The organism is Luethyella okanaganae (assembly GCF_042660285.1).
Classification (GTDB): Bacteria; Actinomycetota; Actinomycetes; order Actinomycetales; family Microbacteriaceae; genus Luethyella; species Luethyella okanaganae.
Genome location: NZ_JBHSTP010000004.1, coordinates 276,726 through 287,016, shown reverse-complemented (window position 1 = coordinate 287,016; position 10,291 = coordinate 276,726). Strand labels below are relative to the sequence as shown.

9 protein-coding genes are annotated in these 10,291 nt (G+C 68.5%); 5 read left to right on the top strand and 4 right to left on the bottom strand.

Annotated features, from left to right (window positions below; genetic code table 11):
- Nucleotides 1–238 precede the first annotated feature (238 nt).
- The 4 genes from ACFQB0_RS15325 (at nucleotide 239) to ACFQB0_RS15310 (ending at nucleotide 4,024) form a co-directional block, all read left to right on the top strand.
- Complete coding sequence (locus ACFQB0_RS15325; RefSeq protein WP_386733295.1) at nucleotides 239–406, top strand: hypothetical protein; 168 nt, start codon at nucleotides 239–241, stop codon at nucleotides 404–406.
- A gap of 4 nt (nucleotides 407–410) precedes the next feature.
- A complete protein-coding gene (locus ACFQB0_RS15320; RefSeq protein WP_386733294.1) occupies nucleotides 411–1,730 on the top strand; it encodes an aminotransferase class V-fold PLP-dependent enzyme in 1,320 nt (439 codons plus the stop codon).
- Between the two features lie 72 nt (nucleotides 1,731–1,802).
- Nucleotides 1,803–1,964, top strand: a complete 162-nt coding sequence (locus tag ACFQB0_RS15315; RefSeq protein ID WP_386733293.1) for a hypothetical protein — start codon at nucleotides 1,803–1,805, stop codon at nucleotides 1,962–1,964.
- 62 nt (nucleotides 1,965–2,026) lie between these two features.
- The gene (locus ACFQB0_RS15310) at nucleotides 2,027–4,024 is read left to right on the top strand and encodes a thioredoxin domain-containing protein (RefSeq protein ID WP_386733292.1); all 1,998 of its coding nucleotides are present in this window, start codon (nucleotides 2,027–2,029) and stop codon (nucleotides 4,022–4,024) included.
- On the opposite strand, the gene ACFQB0_RS15305 is transcribed toward ACFQB0_RS15310, so the two are convergent.
- Entirely contained in the window at nucleotides 4,012–4,347 is a 336-nt protein-coding gene (locus tag ACFQB0_RS15305; protein WP_386733291.1) for a hypothetical protein, read from the bottom strand. The genes ACFQB0_RS15310 and ACFQB0_RS15305 overlap by 13 nt on opposite strands.
- Nucleotides 4,348–4,596: 249 nt before the next feature.
- Between ACFQB0_RS15305 and ACFQB0_RS15300 the strand changes: the two genes are divergently transcribed.
- The gene (locus tag ACFQB0_RS15300; protein ID WP_386733305.1) at nucleotides 4,597–7,194 is read left to right on the top strand and encodes a DEAD/DEAH box helicase; all 2,598 of its coding nucleotides are present in this window, start codon (nucleotides 4,597–4,599) and stop codon (nucleotides 7,192–7,194) included.
- 249 nt (nucleotides 7,195–7,443) lie between these two features.
- Here ACFQB0_RS15300 and cofD read toward each other — a convergent pair whose 3' ends face one another.
- The 3 genes from cofD to ACFQB0_RS15285 are packed head-to-tail and all read right to left on the bottom strand — an operon-like array spanning nucleotide 7,444 to nucleotide 10,288.
- Nucleotides 7,444–8,412, bottom strand: a complete 969-nt coding sequence (cofD, locus tag ACFQB0_RS15295; protein WP_386733290.1) for a 2-phospho-L-lactate transferase — start codon at nucleotides 8,410–8,412, stop codon at nucleotides 7,444–7,446.
- Nucleotides 8,409–9,218 (bottom strand): ABC transporter ATP-binding protein, encoded by an 810-nt coding sequence (locus tag ACFQB0_RS15290; protein ID WP_386733289.1) that lies wholly within the window; start codon nucleotides 9,216–9,218, stop codon nucleotides 8,409–8,411. Before ACFQB0_RS15290 ends, cofD begins: the two co-directional genes overlap by 4 nt.
- The gene (locus ACFQB0_RS15285; RefSeq protein ID WP_386733288.1) at nucleotides 9,215–10,288 is read right to left on the bottom strand and encodes a putative F420-0 ABC transporter permease subunit; all 1,074 of its coding nucleotides are present in this window, start codon (nucleotides 10,286–10,288) and stop codon (nucleotides 9,215–9,217) included. The genes ACFQB0_RS15290 and ACFQB0_RS15285 overlap by 4 nt, the downstream gene beginning before the upstream one ends.
- Nucleotides 10,289–10,291: the final 3 nt, after the last annotated feature.

The window sequence follows — 10,291 nt, the reverse complement described above, 5'->3', positions numbered from 1 at the left end:
ACCCTGTGGGAGAGTAGGACACCGCCGGACAACACCAGTGAAATGGCCACCCACCCGGGTGGCCATTCCACGTTAACCCACCAAACACAAAACGGCCCGTACCGATCCAGGCCTCCGGGTTGTTCTTAGCGTCCAGCCGGCATGGGCCCCTATGCAGACGGAATACACCGTGCTGCGAGTCTTACGTCGTGTGTCGGACGCTGTGGCGGTATCCGTCGGGTGCGCCTAACGTCGTCTCATGCCACAAACGTCGCACGTCGTCGCAGCCTCGGCGAGCCTGCGCGCGCCGTCGAAGACCGTGTCGTTCGTGCGCGGGATTCTTGCGCTCGATCGCGAAGAGGCGTCGAGGATTGGCGAGTCCGGCACCTCGCTCCTCGCGGATGGCGTCTCGTCCGGCGCACGGTGAAGCCATGACCTCCGACTGTCCTCTGCTTCCCGTCATCGGCGGCGACCTCCGGGTGCCTCTCGTGACGGGAGGCGATGCGCGCTACGTGAACCTCGACTACGCCGCGAGCACCCCGGCGCTTGAATCGGTCGCGACCCACCTCAACGAGGTGCTTCCGCTCTATGCGAGCGTGCACCGCGGTGCCGGATACGCTTCGCAGGTGTCGACCGCCGCTTACGAGCACGCCCGCCGGCTCGTCGGCGCCTTCCTCGGCGCCCGAACGGACGACGCGGTGATCTTCACTCGCAACACCACGGACTCGCTCAAACTCCTCGCCTCGGCCGTTCCCGGAGAGACGGTGCTGCTTGACATCGAGCATCATGCGAACCTCCTGCCATGGATGGAACATGCGGCTCGTGTCGTCCCTGCGGCCGGGACGCTCGAGGAGTCCCTGCGTCTCGTCGACAGCGAGCTCGCCGCGCGACCCGCCTCTCTGGTCACGGTGACCGGGGCGAGCAATGTGACGGGGGAGACCCTCCCATTACGCAGGCTGGCGACGATCGCCCATCGGCACGGTGCCCGGCTCGCCGTCGACGGTGCGCAGCTCGTTCCGCATCGCCGGGTCGACCTCGCGTTCGACGGCGTGGACTATCTGGCCTTCTCGGGGCACAAGACCTATGCGCCGTTCGGCGCTGGCGTCCTGGTCGGACGGCGGGACTGGCTCGACGTCGCCCCTCCCTACCTCCGCGGCGGGGGCGCAGTGACGACCGTCACGCTCGATGGCGCAGACTGGCGGACCGGACCCGCGCGTCACGAGGCGGGCTCGCCCAATGTGCTCGGCGTCGTCGCGTTGGCTCGTGCCATCCGCGCGCTCGACGAGCTCGACCCCGGTGCCTGGCACGATCACGAGTCGGCCCTGCGAGAACGACTCGTCTCCGGACTCGAGCAGCTGCCCGGTGTGCGGGTGCATCGACTGTTCTCCGACAGTGTCGACCCGGTCGGCGTGGTCTCGTTCACCGTCGAAGGAGCGGACTCCCGTCTCGTCGCGAGCTATCTCTCGGCGGAGTGGGGGATCGGGCTGCGCGACGGCAAGTTCTGCGCGCATCCTCTGCTGTCGCGATTGGGGATCGCGCAACCGGCACTGCGCGCGAGCTTCGGGTTGGGGTCGTCGGACGCCGATGTCGAGGCTCTGATCGCTGCGCTCGCCGCCTTTCTGGGCGAAGGCCCCGCGTGGCGGTACGAGCAGATCGACGGACAGTGGAATGTCGTCGACGATCCGCGTCCACGGCCGGAGTGGGCGCCGGAACCCGAGCCGGGTTCCTCCTCCTTCGGCTGTGCCGCCTGAGCCTCGAGTCGAGACACCGGATTTCGGAGGGCAGTTCTCGCCGCTTCGTCCGCCCCGGTCCAGCCTGTCGCCGTGCCGTACGAAGAGCTGAACTCTCTCTCGAAGGCCGCCTCTGCTGAGGCCGCCGAAGCGATGGAGGCTGCGAGTGCCCTCGTGACCAGATCCGGTGCAGCGGCCGAGGAGTATCTCGACGGTGCCACGCGGCGGCTCGAGGATGGTTCGACGGAGAAATAGGCGGTTCGGCGGTTTCGACGACCACACTGCTCGCCCGCAGCTTCTGCGCCTAGGCTGGCAGTATGGTGAACCATCTGGCCGATGCGGTCAGCCCGTATCTCCGATCCCACGCCGACAACCCCGTCGACTGGTGGCCGTGGGGAGCGGACGCCTTTGCCGAGGCTCGCCGTCGTGATGTTCCCGTGCTCGTCTCGATCGGCTACGCGACCTGCCACTGGTGCCACGTCATGGCGCGGGAGAGCTTCAGCGATCCGATTGTCGCCGCCTACCTCAACGACAACTTCGTGGCGATCAAGGTCGACCGCGAGGAGCACCCCGATGTCGACGCCAGCTACATCGCGGCGGCCGGGGCGTTCACCGGCAACCTCGGCTGGCCGCTCAACGTCTTCACCACCCCAGACGGCGGGCCGTTCTTCGCAGGAACCTACTTTCCCCCGCGGCCGGCGCACGGGGTTCCCGAGTTCCTGCAGGTGCTCGGAGCGATCGCCGAAGCATGGACGTCACGTCGCGACGAGGTGTTGGGCAATGCGGCGGCCGTCGCCGGCGTGATCGCGGCATCCGCGCGCCACGAGATGTCGCGCTCCGACGACACGGTGCTTCCGGATGCGGCGGCGCTCGAGGCGGCTGTCTGCGAGCTCGCCGGCTACGAGGACGAGACGTTCGGTGGGTTCGGCGGCGCCCCAAAGTTTCCCGTGGCCCCCGTGTTGGGATTCCTGCTCGATTCCGGGCTGAAGGGTGCCGTCCTCGCCTCACGAACTCTCAAGAGGATGGGTGCCTCGCCGCTCCGTGACCCCGTCGACGGCGGATTCTTCCGCTACGCCACTCGCCGGGACTGGAGCGAGCCGCATTACGAGCGCATGCTCTACGACAATGCGCTCCTCCTCGACGATTACGTGACCGCCTGGCGGCTGGCCCCCGAGAAGAATAGCTGGGCGGGAACCGTCGCCGAGGGGGTTGCACGGTTCCTCACGACTGTCCTGCGGTTGCCCGGAGGAGGATTCGCTAGTGCTCAGGACTCGGAGAGCGTGGTCGACGGACACCGCAAAGAGGGCTGCTACTACGCGCTCGCCGCCGAGCTTCGCGCCCTCGAACAGGCGCCGGCGCTCGACGAGAAGGTTCTGACGGGATGGAACGGGCTGGCCGTCGCCGCCCTCGCCGGGGCGGGACTCGCCTTCGACCGCGCCGACATGCTGAGCGTTGCACGGTCGACGGCCGACTACGTGATCGACCAACATCTCTTCGAGAACGCTGATGGCTGGCCCCTTCTGCTGCGTGCCTCCCTCGGCGGGCGTGCCTCGCCGGCGCCGGCGACGCTCGAGGACTACGGCATGTTCGCCGAAGGGCTGCTCGTGCTCGCTGCGGCGACGGGCGAGGCGCGCTACGCCGTGACGGCGAGGTCGCTCATCGATGCGACGCTCGGTGCGGGTGCGGGTGCCGGTGCGGGTGCGGGTGCCGAGACCGAAGGACCAGGGGGCTCCGGTGACCTGGCCTCGCGGGTTCCGTTCGCGGTGCCCGGCGGGGCGGACCCGGTGTTGCGGGCGCACGGGCTCGCGCTCGCGCTCGACCCCTCGGAAGGTGCCTACCCGTCGGGCCTCACGGCAGCCGCCTCGGCCGCATTCCGGCTCCATCTTCTGACGGGCGAATTGCGATACCTCGACGCCGCCCAGGCGGCGATGGCGCTCGTCGCGGAGGCCGCCATCGAACGGCCCATCGGTCATGGCGGCGTCCTCGCGCTCTTGAGCCGCCTCGCCGCCCCCGTCGTGCAACTGGTCACCGTCGTCCCCGACACGGTTCCGGGCGACGACCGGCCGGATTACGCCGTGCGGTCGGCGGCGGACAGCGAAGCACTCGTCGCCGCGAGCCGGCTGTCGGCGACATCCGTCACCGTGATCCTCGACGATTCGCAGGCGGCGGCATTCGCTGCAGCCGGGTTCGGACTCTTCTCCGGTCGTGTGAGCAAGGAAGGACGCGCGACCGCTTACCTCTGCCGCGACTTCGTCTGCCGTCTTCCGGTCACCGAGGCTTCCGCGCTCGACATGCGGCCCGTTCAGCCTGGCTGAGGGAACCTGTCGAGCAGCCGCCAGACCGCCGGAGTCAACTCGGGATGCTCGAGCGCGATCGCGCGCAGCAGCCCGAACTCGAACCGCTCGGCCTGGCCGTCACGCGCCGTCGGATGATACGCACGCGAGCGCGCCTCCGAGATCGATGGGATGTCGATGCGGTCGGCCCGTATCGTGAGCACGACCTGCTCGTCGACCGATGGCAGCTCGGGCAGGAACTCCCACGGATCCTCACCCAGACGACACCGGAACTCGATGATCGCCGACAACTCGTCGCGTGCCTCCCCGCGCAGCGTTTCGAGGTGGGGCGGCGTCTCGCTCATAGTGTTCCCGGCTCCTCCTCGGCGTCAATCGCTCCCTCCAGGCTACGACGACGATGTGACGTTTCTGTTTCAGGATATGGCCGGGAGGTGGAACGGTCGTCGACGCGGATACGCCCGATGACCCGGCACACCGCGTTCGGGGCGTCGGGGCGCCGGCGGGCTCGGACTCGGGCGCCTCTGAGGAATGGTCGTGTCCGCGACCTAGGATTGGTCAGTATGACGGTCGAGACCATCCCCCTGCTCGACCGCATGCCCCCGGCACCCGGGGGAGGCGATCCCCGGGATCCGGACGCGCTCTTCGACGGCTTCGAGGAGTGGGTGCGCGACGGCGGCCTGCGTCTCTACCCGGCGCAGGAGGAGGCGCTCATCGAGATCGTCTCGGGAGCCAACCTCGTTCTCAGCACGCCGACGGGGACGGGCAAGTCCCTCGTCGCGGTCGGCGCGCACTTCGCCGCGCTCGCAGCAGGCAAGCGCAGCTTCTACACCGCGCCGATCAAGGCTCTCGTGAGCGAGAAGTTCTTCGCCCTCGTCGGCATCTTCGGAGCCCAGAACGTCGGCATGATGACGGGTGACTCTGCTGTCAACCCCGATGCCCCGATCGTCTGCTGCACGGCCGAGATCCTCGCCAACCAGGCGCTTCGACACGGCGAGGACACTCGTGTCGACCAGGTCGTCATGGACGAGTTCCATTTCTACGCCGACCCCGACCGTGGCTGGGCCTGGCAGGTTCCACTGCTCATGCTCCCGCACGTGCAGTTCATTCTCATGTCCGCGACGCTCGGAGACATGACGGCGATCGCGGCGGATCTCAGCCGTCGCACGGGGCGTGAGACCGCGCAGGTCACGGGCGTCGAGCGGCCTGTGCCATTGCACTACTACTACGAGACGACGCCCGTCCACGAGACCGTCGAGGAGCTGCTCGTCACGGGACAGGCACCGGTCTACATCGTGCACTTCTCCCAGGCGGCGGCGCTGGAACGAGCGCAGGCGCTGAGCAGCGTGAAGATCGCGAGTCGCGAGCAGCGTGATGAGATCGCCGAACTCATCGGCGAGTTCCGCTTCACGACGAGCTTCGGCAAGACGCTCTCGCGGCTCATCCGCGCAGGCATCGGTGTGCACCATGCCGGAATGCTGCCCAAGTATCGGCGCCTCGTCGAGACCATTGCCCAGCGGGGCCTGCTTCGTGTGATCTGCGGCACCGACACACTCGGCGTCGGCATCAACGTCCCCATTCGCACGGTGCTGCTCACGGCGCTCACCAAGTTCGACGGGCAGCGGATGCGGCAGCTGGGCGCCCGCGAATTCCATCAGATCGCCGGTCGTGCTGGCAGGGCGGGCTTCGACACGGCCGGTACCGTGGTCGTGCAGGCGCCGGAGCATGAGACGGAGAACCTCAAGGCGATCGAGAAGGCGGGCGACGACCCGAAGAAGAAACGCAAGATCGTCCGCAAGAAGGCGCCGGATGGATTCGTCTCCTGGGGTGAGCCGTCGTTTCTGCGTCTTGTAGAGGCCGTGCCGGAGCCGCTCGTCTCGAGCATGCAGATCACGAGCGCCATGATGATCAACGTGATCGGCCGCGGGGGCGACGCCTACCGGCACATGCGCGATCTCGTGTTCGACAACCACGAGCCGTGGCGCAGACAGCTTGTGCTCGCTCGCCGGGCGCTCGGAATCTACCGCACGCTGAGAGAGGCGGGTGTCGTCGAGCAGCGGGGCGACGACATCCGCCTGACCGTGGAACTACAGCCGAACTTCGCCCTCAACCAGCCGTTGTCGCCGTTCGCGCTCGCCGCCTTCGAACTGCTGGATCCCAGCCCTTCGACAGGCTCAGGGAGCGGAGAGGCAGGCTCGGGAGACGGCGGGGCAGGCTCGGGGAGTGGTGGGGCAGGATCCGGGGGCGGGACGGCGGGGACGGGAACCGGACACTACGCCCTCGACATGATCTCGATCGTCGAGGCGACCCTCGACGATCCCCGCGCCGTGCTCAGCCAGCAGCAGTTCATGGCCCGCGGCGCGGCCGTCGCTGCGATGAAGGCCGACGGCATCGAGTACGACGAGCGGATGGCGCTGCTGGAGGACGTCACGTATCCGAAGCCGCTCACCGAACTGCTCGAAGCCGCCTTCGAAAGCTACAGAGCGGCTCAGCCCTGGGTGGCAGACTTCGAACTGCGTCCCAAGTCGGTCGTGCGCGACATGTACGAGCGCGCGATGTCGTTCGGTGAGTTCACGAGCTTCTACAAGCTCGCCCGTTCGGAGGGCGTCGTGCTGCGCTATCTTTCCGACGCCTACCGCGCGTCGCGGCAGACGATCCCGGACGAGGCGAAGACCGAGGAACTGCACGACCTCATCGAATGGCTCGGCGAGCTCGTGCGTCAGGTGGACTCCAGCCTGCTCGACGAGTGGGCCGAATTGGCGCATCCGGATGCTGAGGCGCACTCCGCGCACGCCGGTGACGTCGTTCCACCCGCTCCCAAGCGACTCAGCTCCAATGTGCGGGCGTTCCGGGTTCTCGTGCGCAACGAGCTCTTCCGCCGGGTTCAGCTCGCCGCCCGCGACGACGTCGAGGCGCTCGGCGAACTCGACGCGGAGCACGGTTTCGGCTCCGAGGAGTGGGGGAACGCCCTCGACCGGTATTTCGGCGAGCACGACGAGATCCTTACCGGAGCCGATGCCCGCAGCTCGGCGCTCGTGCTGCTCGACGAGAGCGAACCCGTCTGGCGCGCACGGCAGATCCTCGACGACCCTGTCGGCGACCACGATTGGGGCATCAGCGCTGAGATCGACCTCGCGGCCTCTGACGAAGCAGGATTCGCGGTCGTGCGCGTGCTCGCGGTCGACCGACTGTAGCCGCGCCGAGCACGTGATGCGTCCGATCGTGATGGGTCTCGGGCTGGGCGTCGATACAGAGCCGTGTGAGTCTCAACCTCTCATCGAGGTGAGGTTCTTCCCGAGTCTTGACACGTCAGGGCATCGGCGTATCGTGTAGTGAACCACCTGATGTGAAAGTCAGATGCAGAAAGACCCCGATGACCATACGAGACTCGGGGTCTTTCGCCTGTCGGCGCTCGTCTCGGGTGGTTTTTCTTCGCTCATCGTCTAGTCACGCTCGGCCATGGCGAGGGCGTCAGCGGCGAGTCGGGCGCTGCTCGCCGTGTCGCGGAGCCAGAGCGGCACGGCACGGCAGGGGATGCCGTCTGCGGCGAGCCCGGGCACGAGCACGGCGTCAGTCTCGTCGACGAGCCAGGCGTCGAGGAGCCCGCCTCTGGAACGTGGGCCGTAGTGAACGGCGACGGCATCTGCGCTGGTGGCGACTCCGATCGTCGTGAGGCACGCTGCCGCCATGCCGCGCACGGCTGCGCCGCCGATGATCGGTGAGACACCGACGACACGGCCGCTGGTTTCTCGCACGGCGTCGCGGATGCCGGGAACCCCGAGGATCGTGCCGATCGACACGACCGGGTTCGACGGCGGTAGGACCACCACGTCGGCGTCGCGGATCGCATCGAGCACGCCGGGAGCGGGTGAGGCGTCCTCGACACCCGACTGCACGAACTCCTGGGCAGGTACTGTTGCCCGCAACCGCACCCACCATTCCTCGAAGTGCATGAGTTGGTCGGAGCCGGCGAGGCGCACATGGGTCTCGACCGGTTCGTCGCTCATCGGCAGCAGCCTGACCCCGGGCTTCCAGCGTGCGCAGAGCCTCGCCGTCGCCGCGCTCAGGCTGTTCCCTTCGCGCAGGAGCTGGGTGCGCGCGATATGGGTGGCGAGGTCGAGGTCGCCGAGGGTGAACCAGGCCACTCCGACGCCGTAGGCGTCGAGTTCGTCGGCGACGCGGCGGCTCTCGTCGGCGCGCCCCCACCCCTGCTCCTCGTGGATGCCGCCGCCGAGCGTGTACATCATGGTGTCGAGGTCGGGACAGAGCCTCAGGCCGTTCATCCAGATGTCGTCGCCGGTGTTGGCCACGACCGTGACGTCGGCAGCGGTGCCGGATGCGACGAGATGATCGAGCAGGCCACGTGTGAAACGAGCTCCGCCGACTCCGCCAGCCAGGAGCACGATCCTCATCGGGCGAACTCCCCACTCCGCTTCCGAACACTGTCGACGGCGACGAGCGGCCGGCCGGTCAGCGGATGCTCCAGCACGACGGCCTCGACCTCGTAGACCGTTCGGATGAGCTCTGCCGTGAGTACCGTGTGCGTCGGCCCGGCTGCGACGACGCGCCCCTGTCTCAAGACGATCACCCGTTCGCTGTAGCTTGCGGCGAGTCCGAGGTCGTGCAGGGCGGCCAGCACGGTCATGCCGTCGTTGGCGAGGGTCTCGAGCAGCTCGAGGGCCGCCAGCTGGGCCCGGATGTCGAGGTGGTTGGTGGGCTCGTCGAGCAGGAGCACCGCCGGCTCCTGCGCCAGCGCCCGCGCGAGCTGCACGCGCTGGCGCTCTCCGCCGGACAGGCTCGAGAAGAGGCGATCGGCGAACTCCATCATGCCGACGCGCTCCAGCGCCGAACAGACCGCTTCGCGGTCGCGCGCCGTTTCCGCCGTCCACAGCCCGTGATGGGGAATGCGGCCGAGGGAGACGACCGCATCGACGGTCAGTTCGAGATCCGTTCCGGCGTCCTGCTCCACGAGCGTGAGCAATCGGGCGCGCGTGCGGCGTGGCATCCGGAAGATGTCGTCTTCGCCCACGCCGACGGTTCCCGTGCTCGGACGGTCGATTCCCGCGAGCGTGTGCAGCAGCGTGGACTTTCCAGCGCCGTTCGGTCCGATGAGAGCGGTGACTGTTCCGGCAGGAGCCGTGCAATCGATGCCGTCGATGAGCAGATGGCCGTCGACGCTCCGGGCGATGCGCCGCGCGTCGAGTGCCGGCGCGTTCATGTCATCCTCCGTTTGCGATCGAGGAGTATGGCGAAGACCGGCGCGCCCACGAGGGCGGTGACGATCCCGACGGGGAGCTCGCGCGGGTCGAAGGCGGTCCTGGCGATGGTGTCGGCCCCGATGAGGAAGATCCCTCCGACGAGGGCTGACAACGGTAGCAGAGCCCGATGGCCGGGGCCGACGAGCAAGCGCACCGTGTGCGGAAGGACGAGCCCGACGAAGCCGATCGAGCCGCTGACGGACACCATGGCTCCCGTCAGCAGCGCGACGCCGCCGAGCATCCACAGGCGTGCGGCCTGCACGTTGACGCCGAGTGACGTCGCAGCGGTATCGCCGAAGGCGAAGGCGTCGAGCATGCGGCCGGAGAGGAGCAATGGCAGCCCGGCGACGGCGAATCCGGCGGCTGCTATCCCGACCGTGAGCCAGCTCGAGCCCGACAGCGAACCGAGAAGCCAGCTGAGGATCTCACGGTAGGAGTCGCCGGTGGCCGTCCAGAAGATGACGAGGCTCGTGACGGCGCCGGCCAGCGACGACACGGCGAGGCCGGCCAGCACGGTCCTCGTCGGAGTGATGCGCCCGCCGCGCCCCGCCAAGAGCAGGGTGCCTGCGAGCGCGAGGAGGGCGCCCAGGAACGCGGCGACGGGGAGGAGCAGGCCGACACCGAGCAGGAGCACGGCGACGGCACCCATCGATGCGCCCGACGAGAGGCCGAGCAGGTAGGGATCGGCGAGCGGGTTGCGGGTGATCGCCTGCATGACGGCGCCGCTGAGGGCCAGGCCGGCCCCGACGAGGGCGGCGGTGAGCACACGTGGCATCCGCAATTGCCATACGATGCCGTCCTGCAGCGGGGCGAGCGTGCCGTCGCCGAAGCCGAGGTGATGGGCGACCGCCCGCCAGACATCGAGGACGCCGATCTCGGCGGGCCCGATCGTGACGGCCGTCGTGATCGACAGAACGAGTGCGACGATCGCGACGACGCTCCAGGCGCTGACCGTGAGGCGGGAGCGGGAGCGGGACGTGCGCACGACCGGCCCGGGCACCGGCCGACGGTCGTCCGGGGCCTGCGTCATCGG